Origin of the sequence: Agromyces cerinus (genome assembly GCF_016907835.1) — a bacterium.
Taxonomy (GTDB): domain Bacteria; phylum Actinomycetota; class Actinomycetes; order Actinomycetales; family Microbacteriaceae; genus Agromyces; species Agromyces nitratus.
Genome location: NZ_JAFBCT010000001.1, coordinates 1,785,762 through 1,810,908, shown reverse-complemented (window position 1 = coordinate 1,810,908; position 25,147 = coordinate 1,785,762). Strand labels below are relative to the sequence as shown.

Here is a 25,147-nt window from a genome sequence, read left to right as displayed (position 1 = left end):
GATCAGGCGAGTTCGGCTTCGATCGTGATCGGAACGCCGGCGAGCGCCTGCGAGATCGGGCAGTTCTTCTTCGCGTCTTCGGCGAGGGCCTCGAACTGCTCCTCGGTGAGTCCCGGCACCCGGGCGCTCACCAGCAGGTGGCTGCCGAGCACGCCCTTGCCGGCCTCGAAGGTGACGGCCGCGGTGGTCTGGATGCTCTCGGCCGGCGTGCCCGCCTGGGCGAGGCCCAGCGAGAGCGCCATCGAGAAGCACGAGGAGTGTGCTGCCGCGAGCAGCTCTTCGGGGTTGGTCGTGCCTTCTGCGCCCTCGGCGCGGGCCTTCCAGTTGACGGGGAATGAGGCGAGGCCCGAGGAGTCGAGGGCGACATCGCCCGATCCCTCGAAGAGCGTGCCCTTCCAGACGGTGGTCGCTTCACTCGTGACTGCCATGTGATCCTCCTCGTCGAGCCGGGACACCAGCCTATCGGCGAGTGCCGCCGCAGGTCAGACCCCCGGGATGATCCTCGCCCGTGCGAGCAGCAGGTAGATCTGGCAGCCGAGGCAGAAGTCGAAGGCGGCGTTCAGGAAGGCGGCGAAGAACACGATCGCCGCGGCGATCGGCACCGCGTACTCGAGGCCGAGGAGCGAGAGCAGCACGCCGGCGAGACCGACGGCGAAGCCGACGCCCTGCGCGAAGGTCGGCGGGCGCGGGTCCTCGAGTTCGGCGGGCGGCTCGAGCCGCGGACGCACGAGCTTGGCGAAGATCAAGCCGTACGGATGCCGGCGGATGCCCGCGAACGCGCCCCACGCGAAGAGCAGCGTGATCGCGACGAGCAGCCAGAACGCCGCGGCATCCGCGCCTGCGATCGCGAGCACGACGGTGATGAGCAGCAGGGTCGCCGTGATGGCGGCGCCGAAGCGCGGGCCGCGCGGGTCGATGCCTGCAGGAGCGCGGGCCGCCTGCGTCGATTCAGCCGACGATGCCGATTCAGCCGGAGATGACATGGGGGCTCCTCAGGAGGTCGTCGAGTCGTTCGCGCACGGCGGCGGCGCGGGGGAGTCCTGCGATGCGGGCGCGCACCGCGCCGTCGGCGTCGAGCAGCAGCGTCGTCGGCGTCTCGGTGACGCGGAAACGGCCGGCGAGGTCGGGGCGATGCGTGAGATCGACCTCGACGTGCGCCGCGCCCTCGTGCTCACCGGCGAGCCGGGTCAGCAGTCGCCCCGTCGCCGGGCAGCGGGCGCAGAACTCCGTCGAGAACTGCACGAGCGTGGCCCGTTCGCCGAACGCGGTGACGCCGAGCTCGGCCGGCCGCACGACGTCGCCGGAGCCGCTGCGGGCGACGCCCTGCCGCGAACGCCAGACGAGGCCGACCGCGGTCGCCGCGGCGAGCAGCGCTGCGCCGGTCGCGAGCGCGGGGAGCCAGTCCATGCGGCCAGCGTACGCAGCACGCGCCGCCCCGTGCGGAGTGTGACCGACGATGACGGGGATGCCGCGGCATCCGCTCGCCTTCGCCGAAGTGTCGCCGGTGCGGGTTAGCCTTGTGGGGATGGCCGAGACGATCTCAACTCCGTACGAAGACCTGCTGCGCGACGTGCTCGAGCACGGCGCCGTCAAGACCGATCGCACGGGCACCGGCACGCGCAGCGTGTTCGGCCGCCAGCTGCGATTCGACCTCTCCGAGGGCTTCCCGCTCGTCACGACGAAGCGGGTGCACTTCAAGTCGATCGCCTACGAGCTGCTCTGGTTCCTGCAGGGCTCGTCGAACGTCGGCTGGCTGCGCGAGCACGGCGTGACCATCTGGGACGAGTGGGCCGATTCCGCCGGCGAGCTCGGTCCCGTCTACGGCGTGCAGTGGCGGTCGTGGCCGACGCCGTCGGGCGAGCAGATCGACCAGATCTCCGAGGTCATCGAGCAGATCCGCACGAACCCCGACTCGCGCCGGCTCATCGTCTCGGCGTGGAACCCCGCCGACATCCCGTCCATGGCGCTCGCGCCCTGCCACGCGCTGTTCCAGTTCTACGTCGCCGACGGCAAGCTCTCGTGCCAGCTCTACCAGCGCAGCGCCGACCTCTTCCTCGGCGTGCCGTTCAACATCGCCTCCTACGCGCTGCTGACGCACATGATCGCGGCGCAGACCGGGCTCGAGGTCGGCGACTTCGTCTGGACCGGCGGCGACTGCCACATCTACGACAACCACGTCGAGCAGGTCACCGAGCAGCTCACCCGCGAGCCCTTCGCGCCGCCGACGCTGCGCCTCGCGCGCACCCCCGACTCGATCTTCGACTACGAGTACGAGGACTTCATCGTCGAGGGCTACCAGCACCACCCGCCGATCCGCGCGGCCGTCGCGGTATGAGCGAAGCGGATGCCTCGGCAGCGCGGACACCAAAGCTCGGGCTCATCTGGGCCGAGGCGCACGGCGGGGTGATCGGGGCCGGGGGAGTGATGCCCTGGCACCTGCCCGAAGACCTCGCCCACTTCAAGGCCGTCACGCTCGGCAACCCCGTCATCATGGGCCGCAAGACCTGGGACTCGCTGCCCGAGCGGTTCCGGCCCCTCCCGGGGCGCACGAATATCGTCGTCACCCGCAACGCGCAGTGGGCGGCCGAAGGGGCCGTGCGGGCGGGCTCGATCGACGAGGCGCTGGCGTCGGCCGCGGCATCCGGCCCCGAATGGATCTGGGGCATCGGCGGCGGCGAGCTCTACGCCCGCCTCATCGACCGTGCCGATCGGCTCGAGGTCACCGAGCTCGACCTCGACCTCCCCGGCGACGCCTACGCCCCGTCGATCGACATGAGCTGGCGGCTCGTCGACACCGACGACGCGGCGAATCACCTCTCTCGCACCGGCACCGGCTACCGCTTCCGCCGCTACGACCGCCCCTGACCCGTCGCCCGTCTGCCCTCGCCAGCGCGTGAACGTCAGCGAGTCGGCGGATGTTTCGCACGACGCGCCGACCGGCCCCGGCGCGTCGTTCGATTCATCCGCTGACTCGCAGATGCTTTTGACTTCACCTCGACACCGTGCGCTTCGTCGAATCTTTCCTCAGACAGCTCCGGCTGATCAGGAGTGTCATGCGCCCTTGAGCAGGGTCGGAGCATGCCCGTCGACCTCGTCCGCATTCAGCGTCTCTGCTCTGCACTGAAGATCGCTCGCACGTCGGACTTCGCCCGGGCCGGCGTCTCGCGTCATGCGCTTGCGGTCGCGGTGCGAGAAGGCAGCGTGCTCCGAGTGCGAGAGGGCGTGTTCGTGCCGGCAGACGCCCTCCCGGAGGTGCGCACGGCCGCGGCACACGGCGGTGTGCTCGGCTGCATCAGTCGACTTCGTCTCGCGGGGCTCTGGGTGCTCGACGATGACGATGGGTCGGTGCATGTCGTGCTTCCGCGCCACGGACACCGGCGGCGATCGCATATGGACTGCACTTGCGTCGTGCACTGGGTCGCTGCCGATCCCCGCGGCGACCGCACAACCTTGGTCGAGGCGCTCCGGTGCCTGCTGGCGTGTCGTGGCGAGGAGTCGTTCTTCGTGGCACTCGAGTCGGCGATGCGCAAGCGGATCGTCACCGAGACGGTAGTCGCACGGCTGCGCGACTCGATTCCTTCGAAGTGGCGGTGGCTCGTCGACTTCGCGCGTTGGGATGCGGACAGTGGGCTCGAGTCCCTGCTCCGTCTGAGACTGCGGACGCTCGGCATCACGCTCGCCTCCCAGGTCGAGATCCCCGGTGTCGGCCGCGTCGACTTCATCCTCGGCGATCGACTCATCCTCGAGGTAGACGGGCGACTGAACCACGAGGGCGTCTCGATGCGGCACAAGGACCGCGTTCGCGACGCAGTCGCGGCCGCCCACGGCCTCGACACACTGCGCTTCGACCACGCGATGATCGTGCACGAATGGCCGCTCGTGGAAGCAGCAATCCTCGCCCGCATCGATCGAGGCCTGCATCTCGAGCGGCGAGTCGGCGGACGTGCGCGTTGACACGCCGACCGAGCCCAGCGTGTCGCGCGATGCATCCGCTGACTCGCAGTTGCGACGAGCCCGCGGGGCCGCCGCGGGGCACGCGGCGCGGGGCCGACCCGATACGCTGGAGAGCGTGACCTCTGAGAACCCCTTCGGACAAGTGCTCGTCGCGCTCGTCACGCCGATGACGGCGGACGGCGAAGTCGATTGGCCCGGGGTCGAGAAGCACGTCGACGATGTCATCTCGGCGGGCGCCGACGGCATCGTCGTCACCGGCACCACGGGTGAGACGTCGACGCTCACCGACCCCGAGAAGATCCGTCTCGTCGAGGTCGGCAAGGATGTCGCCGCGGGCCGCGCCAAGATCATCACGGGCGGAGGGTCGAACGAGACCGCACACGCGATCGAGCTCTACAAGCACTCCGAACGCGTCGGCGCCGACGGCATCATGATCGTCACGCCGTACTACAACAAACCGACGCAGGCCGGCATCCTGACGCACTTCCGGCTCGTGGCCGACGCCACCGACCTGCCGGTCATCCTCTACGACATCCCCGGTCGCACGGGCGTGCCCATCAAGTACGAGACGATCCTGCGGCTCGCCAAGCACCCCAACATCCTCGCCGTGAAAGACGCCAAGGGCGACTTCTCCGAGGTGAGCCGAGTGCTGAACCAGACCGACCTCATGTACTTCTCGGGCGACGACGCCAACGTGCTGCCGCACCTCGCGATCGGCGCGACGGGTCTCATCGGCGTCACCGCGAACATCGCGCCGGCGCCGTACCGCACGATCGTCGACGCCGTGAACCGCGGCGACCTCGCCACGGCCACGGCCGCGCATCAGCAGCTCGAGCCGCTCGTGCGCGCCACCATGACCCACGTGCCGGGCACGGTCGCGGCGAAGTACATCCTGCACGGCCTCGGGCGCATCTCGAGCCCGCGCGTGCGCCTGCCCCTCGTCGGCCCCGAAGAGTGGGAGGCCGCCCTCATCGAAGACGAGATCGACCACGTGCAGGGCATCCCGGGCGTCGACTTCCACAACTTCCGTCCCGACCGCAACGCCGCCGCCGGCGGCGCACTGCCGAAGGTCGCGGGAACCACCCGCTGAACGAGCGGATGCCGCGGCGCGCACCTGCCCGCTCCGACATCCGCCCCGAGACATCCGCCGGTCACAGGGCCGGCACCGAACTGAACACCGCAACAGAAGGAGGGCACATGCCCGACGTCGTCATCGATCCCGCCCCGCTCGAGGCCGGAACGCTCCGCATCATCCCCATCGGCGGCCTGGGGGAGGTCGGCCGCAACATGACCAGCTACGAGATCGACGGCAAGATCCTCATCGTCGACTGCGGCGTGCTCTTCCCCGAAGAGCACCAGCCGGGCGTCGACCTGATCCTGCCCGACTTCGGTTTCCTGAAGTCGCGCATCGACGACATCGTCGGCGTCGTGCTCACGCACGGTCACGAGGACCACATCGGTGCGGTGCCGTATCTCCTGAAGCTCCGCGGCGACATCCCCCTGATCGGTTCGCAGCTGACGCTCGCGCTCATCGAGGCGAAGCTCAAAGAGCACCGCATCAAGCCGTACACCCTCACGGTCAAGGAGGGCGGGCACGAGCAGATCGGCCCGTTCCGCCTCGAGTTCATCGCCGTCAACCACTCGATCCCCGACGCGCTCGCCGTGGCGATCAAGACCGACGCGGGCACCGTGCTCGCGACGGGCGACTTCAAGATGGACCAGCTGCCGCTCGACGGCCGCCTGACCGACCTGCGCGAGTTCGCGCGTCTCGGCGAAGAGGGCGTCGACGTCTTCATGGTCGACTCCACGAACGCGGATGTCCCGGGCTTCACGCCCCTCGAGCGCTCGATCGGCCCCGTGCTCGACGAGGTCATCAACCGCGCGCCCCGCCGGGTCATCGTGGCGAGCTTCTCGAGCCATGTGCACCGCGTGCAGCAGGTGCTCGACGCCGCATGGGCGAACCACCGGCGCGTGGCGCTGCTCGGCCGCAGCATGGTGCGCAACATGACGATCGCCGCCGACCTCGGCTACCTGAAGGTGCCCGAGGGCGTGCTGATCGACTACAAGAAGGCCGGCAACATCCCCGACGACGAGATCGTCTACATGTCGACCGGGTCGCAGGGCGAGCCGATGGCCGTGCTCTCGCGCATGGCCAACCGCGACCACCAGATCGAGATCGGCGAGGGCGACACGGTCATCCTCGCGTCGAGCCTGATCCCGGGCAACGAGAACGCGGTCTACCGCGTCATCGACGGCCTCACGAAGCTCGGTGCGAACGTCGTGCACAAGGCGAATGCGAAGGTGCACGTCTCGGGCCACGCCGCCGCCGGCGAGCTGCTCTACTGCTACAACATCCTGAAGCCGAAGAACGTGCTGCCGATCCACGGCGAGTACCGGCACCTCTTCGCGAACGCGAAGCTCGCACAAGACACCGGCATCCCCGAGAAGAACACCTTCATCGGCGAGAACGGCACGGTCTACGACCTGCGCGGCGGCGAGCTCCGCGTGGTCGGCCAGCTCGACCTCGGGTTCGTCTACGTCGACGGCTCGACCGTCGGCGAGATCACCGATGCCGACCTGAAGGACCGCCGCATCCTCGCGGAGGAGGGCTTCATCTCGGTCATCGTCGTGGTCGACGCCTCGACGGGCCGTGTCATCACCGGTCCTGAGATCCACGCGCGCGGATTCGCCGAAGACGACTCCGTCTTCGACGACGTCAAGCCGAAGATCATCGACGCCCTCGCCGAGGCCGCTCGCAACGGCGTGCGCGACTCGCACGCGCTGTCGCAGATCGTACGGCGGGTGCTCGGCGGCTGGGTCAACCGTCGCCTGCGCCGTCGCCCGATGCTCGTGCCGCTCGTCATCGAGGCGTAGCACGGGGCGCACTCCCCAGAACGGCCCGTCTTCGGACGGGCCGTTCGGCGTTTCGGCGCGGCGACACCGCGGGTCTCGGGGATGACCCGGAATCCTCCCTGAGGAGGATTCCGCTGTCGTCGCCGAATCCCTAAGGTGGGGGAGATGCCCGGCGGCCCCTACGCCCGGGCGACCCGACGAAGGAGTGCCGTGGGCGTCTGGCGCAAGTGGATCTTCCCGACCGTTCGCATCGTGCTGGTGGCGGTGATCGCGATCGCATTGGCGAAGCTCGCGTTCTTCCCCGATCGCGCCGAGGCCGAGACCGAGTCGCTCACGCCGACCGGGAGCGTGGCCGAGCCGCAGGTCGTGGTCGCGCGCGGTTCGATCGCGAACGACGTCGTGCTCACGGGCACGGTCAACGCGGATGCCGCGGCTCCCGTCAAGGCGACGGCCACGGGCACGGTCGACGAGGTGTTCGTCGCTGCGGGGCAGAAGGTCACCGCCGGGCAGAAGATCTACGACATCAAGGTGCAGGACGAGCCCGAACCGGTCGAGGCCGCACCCGGGCCCGACGGGGCGCCGGTGATGACCACCCCGGAGCCGACCTTCCACTTCGAGAAGGTGCTCGCGCCGACGGCCGGCGTGCTCTCGTCGCTCGACGTCATCGCGGGCCAGCCCGTTGCGACGGGCGATGTCACGGGGCAGGTCGCCCCGCCGACGTACAACGTCACCGCGACGCTCAGCCCCGAGCAGCAGTACCGGCTGACGAGCGCACCGACCGAGGCGGTCGTGACGATCGCGGGCGGCCCCGCGCCGTTCACCTGCGGCGGCCTCGTGATCTCCACGCCCTTGTCGGGCAGCGGCGCCGGGGCGGGCGGCGCGGGCGCGGCCGGCGGTGCCGGCGGCACGGGCGAAGAGACATCCGGTGGCACCACCGTGCGCTGCTCGGTGCCGGGTGACGTGCGCGTGTTCCCCGGACTCTCCGCGCAGGCGAAGATCTCGGCCGGCAGCGCCGACGACGTGCTCGTCGTGCCGGTCACGGCGGTCGAGGGCGGTGCGGAGACCGGCGTCGTCTGGCTCGTGACGCCCGAGGGCGAGCGGGTCGAGCAGCCTGTGAAGCTCGGCCTCAGCGACGGTACGCAGGTCGAGGTCGTGGAGGGCGTCGCCGAGGGCGACCAGGTGCTCGAGTTCGTTCCCGGCGCCCCTGGCGGCACCGGCGAGGAGAGCTGCGTGCAGGCGCCCGACGGCATGATGATGTGCGGAACGCTCACCAAATGACGCTCGTCGAAGCACGCGGCGTCGGCCGCACCGTCGAGCTGCCCGACGGGCGGCCGCTCACGATCCTGTCGGGCGTCGACCTCACCGTCTCCGAGGGCGACCGGGTCTCGATCGTGGGCCGTTCGGGTTCGGGCAAGTCGACGCTGCTGAACCTCCTCGGCCTGCTCGACGCGCCGACCGAGGGCGAGCTCGCGTTCCTCGGCCATGATGTGCGCCGCATCGGCAGCGGTGCCCGCGACCGTCTGCGCGGCAGTGAGGTCGGCTTCGTCTTCCAGCAGTTCAATCTGCTGCCGGGGCGCACCGCGCTCGAGAACGTGCAGACGCCGCTCCTCTACTCGGGCGGCCGGGAGTTCTGGCGGCGTGAGCGCATCGCCCGCGACATGCTCGAACGCGTCGGACTCGGCGAGCGGCTCACGACGAAGCCCGAGCGGCTGTCGGGCGGCGAGCAGCAGCGGGTGGCGATCGCCCGTGCTCTCGTGCGCAAGCCCCGACTCATCCTCGCCGACGAGCCGACCGGCGCCCTCGATCTCGAGACCGGCGCCGAGGTCATGTCGCTCATCGAGGCCGTCGCAGCCGAGACCGGTGCCGCGCTCGTGACGATCACGCACGACCCCACGATCGCAGCGCGATCGAATCGCCACTTCCTGCTGCGAGGCGGCAGGCTCGAGTCCGCGGATGCCGACGGCACGACTTCGGCCGACGACGACGCGGTCGCGGCCGAAGCGGACGACGACGCCCAGGCGGCCGTCGAGATCGGGGTCGTCGCATGATGGGCTGGCTGACCCGAACGGCGACCGGGATCGTGAGCACGATCGTCGAAGCCCTCGAAGAGCTGCGCATCCACCGCGGACGCGTGCTGCTCTCGCTCATCGGGGTCGCGGTCGCCGTGTGCGCGCTGACGACGGTCGTCGGCGCGGGGGCGATCGCCGAACAGGCGGGCCGCGAGATGCAGGAACGCGGCGGCGGGCGCCCCGCGACCGTGCAGATGACCCCGATGTCCCCGAACGGCTCGATCGATCCCGAGACCGCCGAAGTCGCGTGGCGCACGGCCCTCGAGCGGCACGGCATCGAGTACGCGAGTCGCATCGGATACGGCGGCCTGACCGTGCAGTTCGCCGACGGGGCCGTGCCCGTCTCGATGCAGGTCGTCGACCCCGACTACGGCGTGATGCACCGTGTCCGCCTGAGCGAGGGTGCCTGGTTCGTCGAACGGGATGCCGACCGCCTGGCGCCGGCGCTCATCGTCAACGAGGCGTTCTGGAAGCGGCTCGGGAGCCCGGCGCTCGACACGCACCCGACCGTGCAGCTCCTCGGCCGCGGTGCCGCCACGGGAGTCGTCACGGGAGTCACCCCTGCCCAGGGGGAGTGGGACACCGAGCCGACCGCGTTCATCCTCTCCGAGGGGTATCTCCCGCTCCAGCCTGCGACGCCTGATCCGATGATGGGCGCGTACGCGCCGTCGTACGAGATGTGGATTCCCGACGGTTCGGCCGATGAACTCACCGAATCGATGAAGCAGGCGTTCCAGTCCGAGCTCGGCGAGGGAGCCACGGTCGAGGGATGGCGCAGCGACTACGGCGCGATGGAGGGCGACCCGTTCCTCCCGCTCAAGCTGATGGTCATCGGGGTGGCGGTCGTCATCCTGCTGCTCGGCGCCCTCGGCCTCCTCACGATCGCGCTCGTGACCGTGCGCGGACGCATTCGCGAGATCGGCATCCGTCGGTCGTTCGGCGCCACAGCGGGGCGCGTGTTCTTCTCGGTGCTGATGGAGACCGTCGTGGGCACGTTCGTCGCGGGTGTCGTCGGGGTGGGTGCGGCGATCGCGATCGTGCGCAGTCCGCTCATGGGCATGGCGCTCGGTGGTGCCGAGGTGCAGGACATGCCGGGATTCCCGATCGAGGCGGCGCTGATCGGCATCGGAGCGGCAGTCGCGGTGGGTGCGCTCGCCGGACTCCTGCCTGCGCTCGGTGCGGTGCGGGTGAAGGTGATCGACGCGATCCGGTTCTGAGGCGACGCGCGGGGTGCGACGCGAAACACCGCCGTAACACCCCGCGCGTAGCATCCGCGCATGGCGGCATTCACGGTGCGACCGGCCATCCCCGACGACGGATCATTCCTCGCCGACATGGTGGTCGAGGCGGCGAACTGGCGGTCGGGAGGCATCCGGCCGCGACCGACGGTGCTCGCCGACCCCGCGTCGCGCGCGTACGTGGCCGGCTGGCAGCGTCCGGCCGATCGCGGCGTCGTCGCCCTCGACGGCGAGGGCAGGCCGGTCGGTGCGGCCTGGTACCGGCTGTTCGCCGCCGATGCTGCGGCTCACGGCTTCGTCGCCGTCGGCGTGCCCGAACTCATCATCGGCGTTCGACCGCTCTGGCGTGCGCAGGGCGTCGGCCGAGCGCTGATGCAGGCGCTCGCCGAGACGGCGCGCACGGCGGGCTTCGCACGGCTCGCGCTCAGCGTCGAGCACGGCAACTTCGCCGAGTCGCTGTATCGCTCCGAGGGGTTCGTGGTGGTCGGCTCCAGCTCCGGACGCGACACGATGGTGCGTTCGCTCGGCTGATGACGCAGCAATCCCGTGATCGCATCGTCGCCGGAGGCGGGGCGGATCGCCAACACTCGCACCCGGCTGTCGCCCGGTGTGGGCGCGCGGCCGTAGCCTAGGCACATGGCTACGAGCACCAGGTCGAATGGGCGTGCCTCGGGCGCGTCCTCGCGTGCTTCGAGTGCCCGCACCGCGCCCACGAAGAAGCTGCCGGCGGCGAGCACCCGTGGCACGGCCGCCAAGAAGCCGCCCGCGGCGCCCGAGGGGCCGAACATCCTCGTCCGCGCGTGGATGGGACTCGCCCACCTCACCGGTGGCGCTGCGCGCGCGCTCGGACCCGAGACGCTCTCGAAGGAGGAGCGTCGCGACGGCCTGCCATTCTTCATCGTCGTGCTCGCGATCATCGGCGCGGTGATCGAGTGGTTCCTCATCAACGAGCCCGTCGCCCAGACGCTCGACTCATGGACCTTCGGCGGGCTCTTCGGCCGCGTGGCCTTCGCCCTGCCCGTCGTGATGCTGCTCTTCGCGGTCTGGCTGTTCCGGCACCCGAGCTCCGTGCACGACAACACGCGCATCGGCATCGGGCTCGGCCTCCTGCTCCTGACCGTCTCCGCCCTCTGCGACATCTTCGGCGGCCAGCCCGAGCCGCGCGACGGCATGGCGGTGCTCGCCCGTGCCGGCGGCATCCTCGGTTGGCTGGTGGCCGCGCCGCTCATCGCGCTCATCACCGAGGCCGGCGCCGCCGTGGTCGTCATCGTGCTGCTCGTGCTGTCGCTGCTCATCATCACGAAGACCCCGCCGAACCGCATCCCGGCGCGCTTCCGCGAACTCTACGAGTGGCTCTTCGGCGCGACGCACGACGAACCGGTGACCGAGGTCGGCCCGAAGCCGACCAAGCGCGAGCGCAAGAAGTCGGTGCAGACCGAACTCGACGGCATCGACGCCCTCGGCGACGCCGAGGAGCCGAAGGGCGGCATGCTGCCGTGGTGGCGCCGCAATGACTCCAACCGTGAAGAGGATCCAGCATTCGAGGCCACCGGCGTCGAGGGCCTCACCGAGGTGTTCGGGGCGGGATCGGCAGCAGGCAGCTTCGAGACGCCCCTCGAGGGCGTCGGCCAGACCAGCTACAACACCGAGGTGCTCGGCGACCTCGAGCGCGCCGAGTCGGCGCTGCAGCAGTTCACGGGCGACGTGCCGCGCGGCGGCACCGGACTCCGCGGTGACGACGCCGGGGCCACGAACGTGCTCGCCGCGTTCGATGTCGCGAGCGACGCGGGCGATGCGGGCGCGCTGCCGGGCGCCGGCGCACCCGAGTCGTCGGAGTTCGATGCGGAGGCGTCATCCGAACCCGATCGCCCCTACAGCCTCCCCGCGGCGTCGACGCTCGCGGCCGGCGCACCTGCCAAGAAGCGCTCGCAGGCCAACGACGACGTCGTGCGCCAGATCACCGGCGTGCTCGAGCAGTTCGGCGTCGATGCGAAGGTCACGGGCTTCTCCCGCGGCCCGACCGTGACGCAGTACGAGATCGAACTCGGCCCGGGCGTCAAGGTCGAGCGCGTCACGGCGCTGTCGAAGAACCTCGCCTATGCCGTCGCCTCGAACGAGGTGCGCATCCTCTCGCCGATCCCCGGCAAGAGCGCGATCGGCATCGAGATCCCCAATGCCGACCGCGAGATCGTCACCCTCGGCGACGTGCTGCGCTCCGGCAACGCCGCGAACGCGACGCACTCCATGACGATCGGCGTCGGCAAAGACGTCGGCGGCGGCTACGTCGTCGCGAACCTCGCGAAGATGCCGCACCTCCTGGTGGCCGGCTCCACAGGCTCGGGCAAGTCGAGCTTCGTGAACTCGATGATCACCTCCCTCCTGATGCGGGCGAAGCCCTCCGATGTGCGCATGGTGCTCATCGACCCGAAGCGCGTCGAGCTCGCCCCGTACGCCGGCGTGCCGCACCTCATCACGCCCATCATCACGAACCCGAAGAAGGCCGCCGAGGCGCTCTCGTGGGTCGTGAAGGAGATGGACATGCGGTACGACGACCTCGCGTCGTTCGGCTTCCGCCACATCGACGACTTCAACAAGGCCGTCGTGGGCGGCGAGATCGTGCTGCCCGCCGGCTCCGAGCGCAAGCTCAAGCCGTACCCGTACCTGCTCGTCGTCGTCGACGAGCTCGCCGACCTCATGATGGTCGCCCCGCGCGACGTCGAGGACTCGATCGTGCGCATCACGCAGCTCGCCCGCGCCTCCGGCATCCACCTCGTGCTCGCGACCCAGCGACCGTCGGTCGACGTGGTCACGGGCCTCATCAAGGCCAACGTGCCGTCGCGTCTCGCGTTCGCGGTCACGAGCGTCACCGACTCGCGAGTCATCCTCGACCAGCCGGGCGCCGACAAGCTCATCGGGCAGGGCGACGCGCTCTTCCTGCCGATGGGGGCATCGAAGCCGCTCCGCGTGCAGGGCGCCTGGGTGAGCGAAGACGAGATCGAGCGGGTCGTCAAGCACGTGACCCGGCAGGCTCGTCCCGAGTACCGGCAGGATGTCGCGGAATCCGCTCCCCGCAAAGAGATCGACTCCGACATCGGCGACGACCTCGAGCTGCTGCTCGCCGCCGCCGAGCTCGTGGTGTCGACCCAGTTCGGCTCGACGTCGATGCTGCAGCGCAAGCTCCGCGTCGGCTTCGCGAAGGCCGGCCGCCTCATGGACCTGCTCGAGTCGCGAGAGATCGTCGGCCCGTCCGAGGGCTCGAAGGCGCGCGACGTGCTCGTGACCGCCGAGCAGCTGCCCGGTGTGCTCGCTCGCCTCCGCGGCGAGGAGCCGGCCGCGGCTCCGGCGACCCGGCCTGCTGCGGCCGCAGCGCCTGCCCCGGCGCAGACCGGTCCGCTCGGCGGCGGCATCGCACCCACCGAGGCGTACGACGCCCCTGACGCGCGCTACGAGGATCCGGTCGCGCGCATGAGCGAGGGCCTTCCCGAGGTCGAGGGCGACACCGACGAAGACGCCTGGGGCCTCACCGGTCGCGACTGATCCACGACCGGGCCGGCGTGCACGTCGGCCGCTCCGTGAGGGCCACCCGGCCGGTAGTCTGGCGGTATGACCTCTTCCGCCGGCACCCCCGCGCGATCGGCGAACTGGAACCTTCCGAACGCGATCACCGTCGTCCGCATCCTCATGGCTCCGCTGGTCTTCTGGCTGCTCCTCGCCGACGCGGGAGCCGACGGCCCGATGCGCTGGTGGGGCGCCGTGATCTTCATCGTCGCGATCTCGACCGACTGGGTCGACGGGTGGCTCGCTCGCTCCCGCGGTCTGGTCACCGACCTCGGCAAGATCCTCGACCCGATCGCCGACAAACTCCTCACGAGCGGCGCCCTGATCTGCCTCTCGATCCTCGGCGAACTGTGGTGGTGGGTCACGATCGTCATCGTGGTGCGCGAGGTGGGCATCACCGTGTGGCGCCTCGTCGAGCTGCGCCGCGGTAACGTGGTGCCCGCGTCGTCCGGCGGCAAGCTCAAGACCCTCGCGCAGTCGGTCGCGATCTCACTCGCGCTCGTGCCGCTGTGGACGATCGTCGGCGACTGGATCTACTGGCTCAATTGGGCGACGATGGCGGTCGCCCTCGTGCTCACCCTGTGGTCGGGTCTGCTCTACGTGCGCGACGCCGTGCGCCTCGCACGAGCGCCCCGCGACGCGAGCTGAGACGAGCGAGCGGATGCCTCGTGCCACCGAAGACTCGGCAGCCCGGCTCATCGCCGTGCTCACCGAGCGCGGCCTCAGGGTCGCGGTCGCGGAGTCGCTGACGGGCGGACTCGTGGTCGCCGAGCTCACGAGCGTGCCCGGGGCATCCGTCGTGGTCGCCGGCGGGGTCGTCGCGTACGACACCGCGGTGAAGCGATCGGTGCTGGGCGTCGACGCCGAGCTGCTCGCCGCCGAGGGGGCGGTGCACCCCGAGGTCGCCCGGCAGATGGCCGATCGCGTGCGCGTCGCGCTCGCGGTCGACGGGCGAGCGGCCGAGCTCGGCATCGCGACCACCGGGGTCGCCGGACCGACCGATCAGGACGGACGGCCGGTCGGCACCGTCTTCGTCGGCCTCGCGTTCGACGGCCGGGTCGAGGCGATCGAGCTCCCGCTGCTGCAGGGCACCCGGGCGGAGATCCGCGCCGCGACCGTGCAGGCCGCGATCGAGGCGGCGCTCGTCAGGATCCAGCGCGCCTGAGCGCGTCGACGCAGCCGGCCGGCGTGAGGGCGTCGGGCGCCGGGCGTCAGGCGTTCGGCACGCGGTAGCGGTGCTCGGGCCGGCCGGCCGTGCCGTAGCGAGGCGAGACCTCGGCGGCGCCGCTCGTGACGAGATGTTCGAGGTAGCGACGTGCGCTGACGCGGGACATGCCGAGCGATTCGGCGATCTCGGCGGCCGAGGCATCCGTCTCGCACCTCGCGAGCTGTGCGGCGACGCGCTCGAGACTCACGGGTGACAGGCCCTTCGGCAGCACCGCCCGACGTGCCGGCGCCGACCCGAGCACCTGGTCGACCGCGCGTTGGTCGAGCGTGGTGCCCGGCATCGCCAGGTTTGCGGCGATCCCGCGGCGCACCTCGTCGAGTCGTTCGCCGAGGGTTGCGCCCGAGAAGGGCTTCACGAGGTAGTGGCGCACTCCGAGCTGTCGCGCCCGGCGCACGGTGTCGAGGTCGCGTGCGGCGGTGACGGCGATGACCTCGACATCGTCATCGGCCGCGCGCAGCCGGCGGAGCACGTCGATGCCGCTGATGTCGGGCAGGTAGACGTCGAGCAGCACGAGTTGCGGCCGGTGTAGCTCGATGGCCGAGAGGGCTTCGGCGCCCGTATGGGCCTCGGCGACGACGGTGAAGCCCTGGCGCGCGTCCACGAAGGCGCGGTTGACCTGTGCGACGGCGAAGTCGTCGTCGACGATCACGACACGGATGTCGCTCATGCGTGCGCTCCCACGTCGTTGTCGGAGGCCGCCGTTCGCGCCCGCCGGTCGGGCGCGGGCCAGGGCAGCCGCACCGTGAATCGGGCGCCGCCGAGGGGCGAGGCATCGACCTCCGCTGATCCGCCCAGCCGGGCGGCGATGCGCGTCACGATCGTCAGGCCGATGCCGCGCCGGGCCTTTCCCGGTGCCGCCGACTTGTCGCTGACGTCGGGTTCGAAGATCGCGTCGCGCCGATGCGGCGCGATGCCCGGGCCGTCGTCGTCGACCTGCACGACCACGGTCGCCGGTTCGAGGTCGTCGCGAATCGAGAGCGCGATGCGTCCGCCGAGCACGCACGCCTCGATGGCGTTGTCGAGCAGGTTGCCGACGACGGTGAGCAGTTCGGTGCGCGGGGCCCCGTCGTCGACGGTGTCGAGGTGCGACCCGGGTGCCAGCACGAGTTCGAGTCCGAGCTCCTGTGCGCGAGACCGCTTCGCGAGCACGAGGGCGGCCATCTCGACGTCGCCGATGCCATCGTGCTCGTCGAGCGGCGAGAGCGCGCCGCCGCTGCCGACGCGCTCGATGAACGCGATCGCGGCCTCGACGTGGCCGAGTTCGAGCAGCCCGCTCACGACGTGCAGCTTGTTGGCGAACTCGTGCGACTGCGCGCGGAGACCCTCGGCCAGGCCCTGCGCACCCTCGAGCTCGCGGAGCATTGTCTCGAGCTCGGTGCGGTCGCGGAGGATCGCGATCGAGCCCACTTCGCGACCGTCGACGCGCACCCGGTCGCCGTGCACGAGCAGCACCCGCTCGCCAGACAGCACCGGTGTCTCACGGTTCTCGCCCGAGGCGATGAAGCTCGCGAGCTCGCGGTCGAGCACGTCGCCGATCTGCCTGCCGAGCACCGCTTCGGGGTCCGCGACCTCGAGGAGGCGCGCCGCGGCGTCGTTCATGAGCACGATGCGCCCACCGTCGTCGACGGCGACGAGCCCCTCGCGGATGCCGTGCAGCATCGCCTCGCGGGTCTCGAGGAGGGCCCGGATCTCGTCGGGCTCGAGTCCGTAGATCCGGCGACGGATGACGCGGCCGATCCAGGCCGAACCGATCACCCCGATCACGGCGGCCGCGACCAGCGCGACGAGGAGCACGGTGAGCCCGCCCGCGAAGTCGGCGCGCAGCTCGGACTCGAGGATGCCGACCGACACCTGCCCCATGACCTCGCCGTCGGGCGCGAAGATCGGCACCTTGACCCGCCATGACTCGCCGAGCGTGCCCGTCTGGGTGCCCACGTACACCTGCCCCGACAGCGGGATCGCCGGGTCGGTCGACACCTTCTCGCCGATGCGGTCGGGGTTCGGATGGGAGTAGCGGATCCCGTCGTCGTTCGCCACGACGATGTAGGTCACGTTCGACGCGCGCCGCACGACCTCCGCGACGGGCTGGATCGTCGCCGACGGGTCCTGGTCGTCGAATGCATCGGTGATGACCGGAAGGCCGGCGACCGATTGCGCGACCGCGATCATGCGGTCCTCGTAGGCGTCGCGGAGCTGCTGCTCCTGCATCCAGACCGCGGTGACGCCGGTGCCGACCACGGTCGTGAGCACGATGACAAGCTGCAGCAGCAGCAGCTGCATGCCAAGCGTCATCGACCGGCCCACCTGTCAAGTGTGCAGCACCGCGACCGGGCGGGCGTCCACGAGCCCGTGACCAATACGACCGAATCGACCGAAACGACCACTACGACCCTTACGACCGCAGACTTCCGACCCGGGTGACGCCCCTCCTAACGTCGGCGGCACACCGATCGTCAGCCCGCGGATGAACCCGGGCACTCAAGGAGGAGCATTGCGATCTCACAGCTGGCCGCGCACGTCGGCCGCACTCACTCGAACCCCTCGCACGGCGGCGCGCATCGCGTTCGCGAGCGTCGGCACGGCTGCACTGCTCGGCCTCGCCGCATGCGCGGCCCCGGCCGGCGGCGGCGGAGGCGAGGCGGATGCCGCAGCGGCATCCCTCGACGCCGTGAACCTCATCGCCCCAGCCGACCCCGGCGGCGGCTGGGACCAGACGGCCCGCGCCATGTCCCAGGTGCTGACTGACGAGGGCCTCGTCACGCAGGCGCCGGTGCAGAACATCGGCGGCGCCGGCGGCACTGTCGGGCTCGCCTCGCTGGCCAACGAGAAGGACCCGGCGACGCTCATGGTCACCGGTCTCGTCATGGTCGGCGCCGTCGAGACGAACGCCTCCGATGTGCGCATCGAGGACATGACCCCGATCGCGAAGCTCACCGAGGAGGCGCTGGTGCTCGTGGTGCCGGCCTCCTCGCCGTACAAGACGGCCGAGGACCTCGTCGACGCGATCGTCGAGGAGGGCGCGGCGATCTCGGTGACCGGAGGTTCGGCCGGCGGCGCCGACCACATCCTCGCCGGCATGCTGCTCACCGAGGCCGGGGTCGACCCGGCCGACATCCCCTCGACGCTCAACTACATCCCGAACTCGGGCGGCGGCGAGGCCGTCACGATGCTGCTCGGCAACACCGTGCAGGCGGGCATCTCGGGCGTCGGCGAGTTCGTCGAGCAGATCGAGGCCGGCGAGCTCCGCGCCCTCGCGGTCTCTTCGCCCGAGCCCGTCGAGCTGCTGCCCGACACCCCGACGCTCGTCGAGGAGGGCTACGACGTCGAGCTCACCAATTGGCGTGGCCTCCTCGCGCCCGGCGGCATCTCGGACGCCGACGTCGAGGCGCTCACCGCGCTCGTCACCGAGCTGCACGACTCGGAGGGCTGGACTGCGACGCTCGCCGACAAGGGCTGGGCCGACGCGTTCCTCGTCGGCGACGAGTTCCAGTCGTTCCTCGACGGCGACATCGCCGAGGTGACCGAGACGCTCACGACGATCGGCCTGGTCGCGCCGTGACCGATGCGACACCGGCTCCCCTCGACGCTTCGGCGTCGGGGGGAGCCGCCCCCGTTCGTGCACCGATCGGCGAGTTCGTCTTCGCCGCGGTGTGCGCCGCGCTCGGCCTGTACGCGATCATCGGCGCCGGATTCATCCGGGTGCCGCCGGGTTCGGCGAGCGTGCTCGGTCCCCGGGTCTTCCCGTACGCCGTCGGGGTGCTGCTCGTCGCGGCATCCGTCGCCGTCGTGGTGCAACTGCTGCGCGGTCGCCGCGGCGTGCCCGACGAGGGGGAGGACGTCGACCCCGACGCCCCGACCGACTGGCTCACGGTGGCCAAGCTCGTCGTCTGCTTCCTCTCGCAGATCGTGCTCATCGAGTTCGCCGGCTGGCCGCTCGCGGTGACGGTGCTCTTCGCGGGCGCGGCCTGGTCGCTCGGCGCGAAGCGCTGGTGGATGGCCGTCGCCGTCGGGTTCGGACTCGGACTCGTCACCCAACTCGTCTTCGGCTCGTGGCTCGGCCTCTCGCTGCCCGCCGGCCCCCTCCTCGACTGGATCCCGATCTTCCATGGATAGCCTCACCGCACTGCTCGAGGGCTTCGCCACCGCGCTGCAGCCCCAGTACCTGCTCTACGCCCTGTTCGGCGTGTTCATCGGCACCGCCGTCGGCGTGCTGCCGGGCATCGGCCCGGCGATGACCGTCGCGCTCCTGCTCCCGCTCACGTACTCGCTCGACCCGACGGGTGCACTCATCGTCTTCGCCGGCATCTACTACGGCGGCATGTACGGCGGGTCGACGACCTCGATCCTGCTGAACACGCCGGGGGAGTCCGCGTCGATCGTGACGGCGCTCGAGGGCAACCGGATGGCGAAGGCCGGTCGCGGTGCGGCGGCCCTCGCGACGGCGGCGATCGGGTCGTTCGTCGCGGGAACGGCGGCGACCCTCGCGCTCACCTTCCTCGCACCCGGCATCTCGAAGCTCGCGGTGCAGCTCGGCCCCGCCGACTACTTCGCCCTCATCGTCGTCGCCTTCCTCACGGTCGGCGCGCTGCTCGGGTCGAGCGTGCCGCGCGGACTCGTCTCGCTCGGCCTCGGCCTGCTGCTCGGACTCGTCGGCACCGAGGTGCTCTCGGGACAGCAGCGCTACACCTTCGGCATCCCGAGCCTCGCCGACGGCATCGACGTCGTGATCATCGCCGTCGGCCTCTTCGCTCTCGGCGAGACGCTCTACGTGGCGTCGCGACTCCGGCACGGGGCGGTGCGCGTCATCCCGGTCACGAAGGGGTGGCGCAGCTGGATGACCCGCAGCGACTGGTCGCGCTCGTGGCGACCGTGGCTGCGCGGCACCGCGATCGGCTTCCCGATCGGCACGATCCCGGCGGGCGGGGCGGATGTCGCGACCTTCCTCTCGTACGCGGCGGAGCGGAAGCTCGCGAAGGGCGATGCGCGGGCCGAGTTCGGCCGCGGCGCGATCGAGGGGGTCGCGGGTCCGGAGGCCGCCAACAACGCCGCGGCCGCGGGCGTGCTGGTTCCGCTCCTCACGCTCGGGCTGCCGACCACGGCGACGGCCGCGATCATCATCTCGGCGTTCCAGTCCTACGGGATCCGCCCTGGGCCGATGCTCTTCGAGAACCAGTCGGGGCTCGTCTGGGCGCTCATCGCGAGCCTCTACATCGGCAACGTCATGCTGCTCGTGCTGAACCTGCCGCTCGTCGGCATGTGGGTGAAGGTGCTGCGCATCCCTCGGCCGTACCTCTACGCGGGCATCCTCGCCTTCGCGGGGCTCGGGGCCTACGCGCTGCACTTCAACGTCTTCGACACGGTGACCCTGCTCGTCGTCGGCCTCGTCGGCTTCTTCATGCGCCGCTACGGGTACCCGGTGGCGCCGATGGTGGTCGGCGGCATCCTCGGTCCGATGGCCGAGGAGCAGCTGCGCAAGTCGATGGCCATCAGCCAGGGCGACCTCGCCTATCTCGTGCACAGCCCGTTCGCGATCGTGGCCTACAGCACGCTCGCCGTCATCATCGTGCTCGGCATCTGGCTGAAGCGGCGCAAGGCGAAGCTCGAGGCGACGCCGACGCTCGTACCGACGGCGGCGATCGCGGCCATCGAGGATCGGGAGCGCGAGACATCCGGGCGTCGAGGGAATTCCGGCCGGGACGCGGAATAGTCTTCGTGAACACCCTGTTACATGTGGCAGGTTCACACGAAAGCCCCAGTGTGCAACGCTAGATTGGTACAACGGAGAGTCGGCTAGACTGACGCTCCCGTTTCCGGCTCCGGGGGAGCCGCAGGCAGAGAGAAGGAGGTTCCCGATGGTCCTGGTTCGACAGGAGATCGGCGATGTGCTGAGGGACTTCCGTCTGCAGAAGGGTCGTACCCTTCGTCAGGTCGCGTCCAAGGCCAGCGTCGCGCTCGGCTACCTGAGCGAGGTGGAGCGAGGCCAGAAAGAGGCGTCCTCCGAGATCCTCGCCTCCGTCGCCGATGCGCTCGACACGCCCATCTCGGTGATCATGCACGAGGTCGGCGACCGCATCGCGGTGCTCGAAGGCCTCTCGGTGGTGCCCGACAGTCTGCCCGACGAGCTCGTGGCAGAGTTCGACGCCGACCTGATGGTCCGCTGACCACTCCCTATACGCAACGCAGATCGGCCGGTCGTGAGACCGGCCGATCGTCTGTCCAGAGGTGATCCGGTGAAGCAGAGCGAGTTCCAGGCCGCGGTCGCGGAGGAGTTCGGCGTCGGCTACGGCGGCGCGGTCGTCGGCGACCTCGTGCTCACCGCGCTCGGCGGCCGCACCGCCCGTGAGGCGCTCGCCGCCGGGGTGCGCCCGCGCGAGGTCTGGCTCGCCCTCTGCGAGGCGACGGATGTCCCGGAGGAGCGCCGGCACGGCGCCGGCCGCCCGGTGCCCGGGGAGACGCGCTCGCCGCGGCACCCGTAGCGGCGCCGCCGTTCGACGTGCCATCGACGCTCGCACTCGCGTCCGAAGACGTGTTCGACACGCGGGCGCGTCTTCGAACATGCGTTCGGGAGCTGGGGTAGGCTCCTCAACAGCAGGAGCTCCAGTGCAGCTGTCCACATCCCCGTCGAGTTCGGCGTCGGATGTCGGTGGCCGACCATACGGTCGATGCATCGGAACACACCGCAACCGCCTTGTCGCACGACCCCGCAGGTCAGCACCGAACGGTCAGCACCCGCAACGTGGAACGACAGCCTAGAGGCAGCAGCAATCGAGCATCGAAGGAGCCCCACCCATGGCATCACCAGCAGACCGCGAGAAGTCACTCGAGACCGCCCTCGCGCAGATCGACCGCCAGTTCGGCAAGGGCTCGGTCATGCGCCTCGGCAGCGAAGACCGCGCACCCGTCGAGGTCATCCCCACGGGCTCGATCGCGCTCGACGTCGCGCTCGGCATCGGCGGGCTCCCGCGCGGCCGCATCATCGAGATCTACGGTCCCGAGTCGTCGGGTAAGACGACGCTGACCCTCCACGCCATCGCCAACGCGCAGCGCAACGGCGGTATCGCCGCGTTCATCGACGCCGAGCACGCGCTCGACCCCGAGTACGCGAAGAAGCTCGGCGTCGACATCGACGCGCTGCTCGTCTCGCAGCCCGACACGGGTGAGCAGGCGCTCGAGATCGCCGACATGCTGGTGCGCTCCGGCTCCATCGACCTCATCGTCATCGACTCGGTCGCCGCGCTCGTGCCCCGCGCCGAGATCGAGGGCGAGATGGGCGACTCGCACGTGGGCCTGCAGGCCCGACTCATGTCGCAGGCGCTCCGCAAGCTCACCGGTGGTCTCAGCCAGACGAACACCACGATGATCTTCATCAACCAGTTGCGCGAGAAGATCGGCGTGTTCTTCGGCAGCCCCGAGACGACCGCGGGCGGCAAGGCGCTGAAGTTCTACGCCTCGGTGCGTCTCGACATCCGTCGCATCGAGACCCTGAAAGACGGCACCGACGCAGTCGGCAACCGCACCCGCGTCAAGGTCGTCAAGAACAAGATGGCGCCACCCTTCAAGCAGGCCGAGTTCGACATCCTCTACGGCGTCGGCATCTCGCGCGAGGGCAGCCTCATCGACTACGGCGTCGACCAGGCCATCGTCAAGAAGTCGGGTGCGTGGTACACGTACGACGGCGACCAGCTGGGTCAGGGCAAGGAGAACGCCCGCAACTTCCTGCTGCAGAACCCCGACATCGCCGCCGACATCGAGCAGAAGATCCTCGTCAAGCTGAACATCGGCCAGCCGGCCGGTGCGGCTGCTGCGGCTCCGGCGAATGTCGAGCCCATCGCACCGAAGCTCGGGCGCAAGGGCGCCTGAGCAAGAACCACGACACGACCGGGGTGAGTCAGACATGAGCGACGCATCATCAGAACGACTCGCCCCGGTCACGTACCTGCCGTGGGCGAAGGCCGAGCCGACGCCGCCGGTTGCGGCATCACGGAGCCGTCCGACGGCTGAACCCGAGTCGCCGCCCGTTGCGGCGCCACGGAATCGCCAGAAGGCCGACGGAGGTCGTGGTCGCCTTCGCTCGGTGTCGCGCAACGAGACCTGGGCCGAGTCCGAGGCGGGGTCGGAGTCACGAGAGCCGTCGGAGCCCGAAGAGTCCGGGGCGGAGCGCGATGAGCGCATCGACCGGCTCGTCATCTCACGGCTGCGCCGTTCGGCGCTCTCGGTCTCCGAGGTGCGCGCGGTGCTCGTCGAGCACGGGCTCGACGACATCGAGGTCGAGGAGTGGATCGAGCGCTACGAACGGCTCGGCTATCTCGACGACGCGAAGCTCGCCGAGCAGGTCGTGCACAGTCACGGCGTGCGCCGCGGCCGGGGCAGCGGCGCGATCATGCAGGAGCTCGGGCGCCGCGGCGTCGACAACGCGCTCGCGCGGGCGGCGGTCGAAGACCTCGACCCCGAGACCGAGCTCGAGAACGCGAGGGCCGTCGCCGAGCGACGGGCACGTCAGCTGCGCGGGCTCGACCGGCAGACCGCCGAGCGCCGGCTGTCGGCGTTCCTCCAGCGGCGGGGCTACCCGGGCGATGTCGTGCGCGAGGCGGTGACGGCGGCACTGGCTGCCGAAGGCTCGTAAACTGGTGCGATCATGAGCACCATTCACGACGTCTCCATTGATGAGGTGCCCGGCGACTCGCTCGCCGGAGCGGCAACGACGCCGCGCACCTACGAGGTCCGCACCTTCGGGTGCCAGATGAACGTGCACGACTCCGAGCGGCTCTCGGGCTCGCTCGAGGCCGCCGGGTACGTGCCCGCCGACGGCGCGGAGCCCGACGTCGTGGTCATCAACACCTGCGCCGTCCGCGAGAACGCCGACAACAAGCTCTACGGCAACCTCGGTCACCTCGCGTCGGTCAAGCGCCGCCACGAGGGCATGCAGATCGCCGTCGGCGGATGCCTCGCCCAGAAGGACAAGAACGTCATCCTCGAGAAGGCGCCCTGGGTCGATGTCGTCTTCGGCACCCACAACATGGGCGCGCTGCCCAGCCTGCTCGAGCGTGCCCGCCACAACGACGAGGCGCAGCTCGAGATCCTCGACTCGCTCGAGGTGTTCCCGTCGACGCTGCCCACGAAGCGCGACTCCAGCTACAGCGGATGGGTGTCGATCTCGGTCGGCTGCAACAACACCTGCACCTTCTGCATCGTGCCGGCGCTTCGCGGCAAAGAGAAAGATCGCCGGCCCGGCGACATCCTCGCCGAGATGCAGGCGCTCGTCGACGACGGCGTGATGGAGATCACGCTGCTCGGCCAGAACGTCAACTCCTACGGCGTCGAGTTCGGCGACCGCCAGGCGTTCGGCAAGCTGCTCCGTGCGGCGGGCCAGATCGAGGGCCTCGAGCGCATCCGCTTCACGAGCCCCCACCCCGCCGCGTTCACCGACGACGTCATCGACGCGATGGCCGAGACGTCGAACGTCATGCCGCAGCTGCACATGCCCCTGCAGTCGGGTTCCGACCGCGTGCTGAAGGCGATGCGCCGCTCCTACCGCTCCGAGAAGTTCCTCGGCATCCTCGACCGGGTGCGCGCGCGCATCCCGAACGCGGCGATCTCGACCGACATCATCGTGGGCTTCCCAGGCGAGACCGAAGCGGACTTCCAGGAGACGCTCCGCGTCGTCGAAGCGGCGCGGTTCGCCTCGGCCTTCACGTTCCAGTACTCCATCCGCCCCGGCACGCCTGCGGCGACGATGGAGGACCAGGTGCCCAAGGAGGTCGTGCAGGAGCGCTACGAACGACTGCTCGCCCTGCAGGACCGCATCTCGTGGGAGGAGAACCAGCGCCTCATCGGTCACCCCGTCGAGGTGCTCGTCGCGACCGGCGAGGGCAAGAAGGACGCAGAGACGCACCGCCTGAGCGGTCGCGCCGAAGACAGCCGCCTCGTGCACTTCGAGGTCCCCGCCGGCTCCGAGCTGCCGCGGCCGGGTGACGTCGTCTCCGTGACCATCACGCAGGCCGCGCCGTTCCACCTGATCGCCGACTCGCTCGACGACGCACCGCTGCGCATTCGCCGCACCCGGGCCGGTGACGCATGGGATCGCGCGCAGGCAGAGAGCTGCGGCGTACCGGCCGCGCCTGGGGCATCCGCAGCCGGCCGTGTGTCCCTCGGCTTGCCCACGCTTCGCGCGCGCGGCGCCGAGCCGCTCATCTCGCCCGGCGTGGGCACAATGCCGATCTACGACCCCACCGACGGCCAACGCTGAC

General features: G+C 70.4%; 25 protein-coding genes. 19 read left to right on the top strand and 6 right to left on the bottom strand.

Annotated elements, in window-relative coordinates; translation table 11 throughout:
• Window positions 1–2 precede the first annotated feature (2 nt).
• The 3 genes from JOE59_RS08420 to JOE59_RS08410 are packed head-to-tail and all read right to left on the bottom strand — an operon-like array spanning window position 3 to window position 1,407.
• A complete protein-coding gene (locus JOE59_RS08420; RefSeq protein WP_179549808.1) occupies window positions 3–428 on the bottom strand; it encodes an OsmC family peroxiredoxin in 426 nt (141 codons plus the stop codon).
• A gap of 54 nt (window positions 429–482) precedes the next feature.
• Entirely contained in the window at window positions 483–983 is a 501-nt protein-coding gene (locus JOE59_RS08415; RefSeq protein WP_204459787.1) for a DUF4395 domain-containing protein, read from the bottom strand.
• A complete protein-coding gene (locus tag JOE59_RS08410; RefSeq protein WP_204459786.1) occupies window positions 967–1,407 on the bottom strand; it encodes a TlpA family protein disulfide reductase in 441 nt (146 codons plus the stop codon). The genes JOE59_RS08415 and JOE59_RS08410 overlap by 17 nt, the downstream gene beginning before the upstream one ends.
• A gap of 118 nt (window positions 1,408–1,525) precedes the next feature.
• On the opposite strand from JOE59_RS08410, the gene JOE59_RS08405 reads away from it, so the two are divergent.
• Both JOE59_RS08405 and JOE59_RS08400 read left to right on the top strand, forming a co-directional pair.
• On the top strand, window positions 1,526–2,335 hold the full coding sequence (locus JOE59_RS08405; RefSeq protein WP_204459785.1) for a thymidylate synthase: 810 nt from the start codon (window positions 1,526–1,528) through the stop codon (window positions 2,333–2,335).
• On the top strand, window positions 2,332–2,865 hold the full coding sequence (locus JOE59_RS08400; RefSeq protein WP_204459783.1) for a dihydrofolate reductase: 534 nt from the start codon (window positions 2,332–2,334) through the stop codon (window positions 2,863–2,865). The genes JOE59_RS08405 and JOE59_RS08400 overlap by 4 nt, the downstream gene beginning before the upstream one ends.
• A 186-nt stretch (window positions 2,866–3,051) precedes the next feature.
• Here the strand turns inward: JOE59_RS08400 and JOE59_RS08395 are convergent, their stop codons facing one another.
• Entirely contained in the window at window positions 3,052–3,957 is a 906-nt protein-coding gene (locus tag JOE59_RS08395; RefSeq protein ID WP_204459781.1) for a hypothetical protein, read from the bottom strand.
• Between the two features lie 112 nt (window positions 3,958–4,069).
• Between JOE59_RS08395 and dapA the strand changes: the two genes are divergently transcribed.
• The 9 genes from dapA (at window position 4,070) to JOE59_RS08350 (ending at window position 14,837) form a co-directional block, all read left to right on the top strand.
• A complete protein-coding gene (gene dapA, locus JOE59_RS08390; RefSeq protein ID WP_204459779.1) occupies window positions 4,070–5,044 on the top strand; it encodes a 4-hydroxy-tetrahydrodipicolinate synthase in 975 nt (324 codons plus the stop codon).
• A 107-nt stretch (window positions 5,045–5,151) separates the two neighbouring features.
• On the top strand, window positions 5,152–6,828 hold the full coding sequence (locus tag JOE59_RS08385) for a ribonuclease J (RefSeq protein WP_204459778.1): 1,677 nt from the start codon (window positions 5,152–5,154) through the stop codon (window positions 6,826–6,828).
• Window positions 6,829–7,017: 189 nt separating this feature from the next.
• Window positions 7,018–8,085 (top strand): efflux RND transporter periplasmic adaptor subunit, encoded by a 1,068-nt coding sequence (locus tag JOE59_RS08380; protein WP_204459777.1) that lies wholly within the window; start codon window positions 7,018–7,020, stop codon window positions 8,083–8,085.
• Entirely contained in the window at window positions 8,082–8,855 is a 774-nt protein-coding gene (locus JOE59_RS08375; RefSeq protein ID WP_204459776.1) for an ABC transporter ATP-binding protein, read from the top strand. Before JOE59_RS08380 ends, JOE59_RS08375 begins: the two co-directional genes overlap by 4 nt.
• A 32-nt stretch (window positions 8,856–8,887) precedes the next feature.
• The gene (locus tag JOE59_RS08370; protein ID WP_307837005.1) at window positions 8,888–10,093 is read left to right on the top strand and encodes an ABC transporter permease; all 1,206 of its coding nucleotides are present in this window, start codon (window positions 8,888–8,890) and stop codon (window positions 10,091–10,093) included.
• Between the two features lie 60 nt (window positions 10,094–10,153).
• Window positions 10,154–10,645 (top strand): GNAT family N-acetyltransferase, encoded by a 492-nt coding sequence (locus JOE59_RS08365; RefSeq protein ID WP_204459773.1) that lies wholly within the window; start codon window positions 10,154–10,156, stop codon window positions 10,643–10,645.
• 105 nt (window positions 10,646–10,750) lie between these two features.
• Window positions 10,751–13,651 carry a DNA translocase FtsK gene (locus JOE59_RS08360; RefSeq protein WP_204459772.1) on the top strand — a complete coding sequence of 967 codons (2,901 nt, stop codon included), beginning with the start codon at window positions 10,751–10,753 and terminating at the stop codon, window positions 13,649–13,651.
• A 66-nt stretch (window positions 13,652–13,717) separates the two neighbouring features.
• Complete coding sequence (gene pgsA / locus JOE59_RS08355) at window positions 13,718–14,320, top strand: CDP-diacylglycerol--glycerol-3-phosphate 3-phosphatidyltransferase (protein WP_179549819.1); 603 nt, start codon at window positions 13,718–13,720, stop codon at window positions 14,318–14,320.
• A gap of 13 nt (window positions 14,321–14,333) precedes the next feature.
• Window positions 14,334–14,837, top strand: a complete 504-nt coding sequence (locus JOE59_RS08350) for a CinA family protein (RefSeq protein WP_204459771.1) — start codon at window positions 14,334–14,336, stop codon at window positions 14,835–14,837.
• A gap of 46 nt (window positions 14,838–14,883) precedes the next feature.
• On the opposite strand, the gene JOE59_RS08345 is transcribed toward JOE59_RS08350, so the two are convergent.
• Both JOE59_RS08345 and JOE59_RS08340 read right to left on the bottom strand, forming a co-directional pair.
• Window positions 14,884–15,567, bottom strand: a complete 684-nt coding sequence (locus JOE59_RS08345) for a response regulator (protein WP_204459770.1) — start codon at window positions 15,565–15,567, stop codon at window positions 14,884–14,886.
• A complete protein-coding gene (locus JOE59_RS08340; RefSeq protein ID WP_204459768.1) occupies window positions 15,564–17,192 on the bottom strand; it encodes an ATP-binding protein in 1,629 nt (542 codons plus the stop codon). Before JOE59_RS08340 ends, JOE59_RS08345 begins: the two co-directional genes overlap by 4 nt.
• A 199-nt stretch (window positions 17,193–17,391) precedes the next feature.
• Here JOE59_RS08340 and JOE59_RS08335 point away from each other — a divergent pair, with 199 nt between their 5' ends.
• From JOE59_RS08335 to miaB, 8 genes are all read left to right on the top strand, one after another.
• Window positions 17,392–18,459: a Bug family tripartite tricarboxylate transporter substrate binding protein gene (locus JOE59_RS08335; protein WP_239560152.1), complete on the top strand. Its 1,068-nt coding sequence runs from the start codon at window positions 17,392–17,394 to the stop codon at window positions 18,457–18,459.
• Window positions 18,456–19,013: a tripartite tricarboxylate transporter TctB family protein gene (locus JOE59_RS08330; protein ID WP_204459765.1), complete on the top strand. Its 558-nt coding sequence runs from the start codon at window positions 18,456–18,458 to the stop codon at window positions 19,011–19,013. The genes JOE59_RS08335 and JOE59_RS08330 overlap by 4 nt, the downstream gene beginning before the upstream one ends.
• Window positions 19,006–20,607 carry a tripartite tricarboxylate transporter permease gene (locus JOE59_RS08325; RefSeq protein ID WP_204459764.1) on the top strand — a complete coding sequence of 534 codons (1,602 nt, stop codon included), beginning with the start codon at window positions 19,006–19,008 and terminating at the stop codon, window positions 20,605–20,607. The genes JOE59_RS08330 and JOE59_RS08325 overlap by 8 nt, the downstream gene beginning before the upstream one ends.
• 145 nt (window positions 20,608–20,752) lie before the next feature.
• A complete protein-coding gene (locus JOE59_RS08320; RefSeq protein WP_056013571.1) occupies window positions 20,753–21,061 on the top strand; it encodes a helix-turn-helix domain-containing protein in 309 nt (102 codons plus the stop codon).
• A 69-nt stretch (window positions 21,062–21,130) separates the two neighbouring features.
• Window positions 21,131–21,376 (top strand): DUF3046 domain-containing protein, encoded by a 246-nt coding sequence (locus JOE59_RS08315; RefSeq protein WP_204459763.1) that lies wholly within the window; start codon window positions 21,131–21,133, stop codon window positions 21,374–21,376.
• A gap of 313 nt (window positions 21,377–21,689) precedes the next feature.
• Window positions 21,690–22,760 carry a recombinase RecA gene (gene recA, locus JOE59_RS08310; protein WP_179549822.1) on the top strand — a complete coding sequence of 357 codons (1,071 nt, stop codon included), beginning with the start codon at window positions 21,690–21,692 and terminating at the stop codon, window positions 22,758–22,760.
• A 34-nt stretch (window positions 22,761–22,794) separates the two neighbouring features.
• Window positions 22,795–23,523, top strand: coding sequence for a regulatory protein RecX (locus tag JOE59_RS08305; RefSeq protein WP_204459762.1), 729 nt, complete (start codon window positions 22,795–22,797; stop codon window positions 23,521–23,523).
• 12 nt (window positions 23,524–23,535) lie between these two features.
• Entirely contained in the window at window positions 23,536–25,146 is a 1,611-nt protein-coding gene (gene miaB, locus JOE59_RS08300; RefSeq protein ID WP_204459760.1) for a tRNA (N6-isopentenyl adenosine(37)-C2)-methylthiotransferase MiaB, read from the top strand.
• Window position 25,147 lies beyond the last annotated feature (1 nt).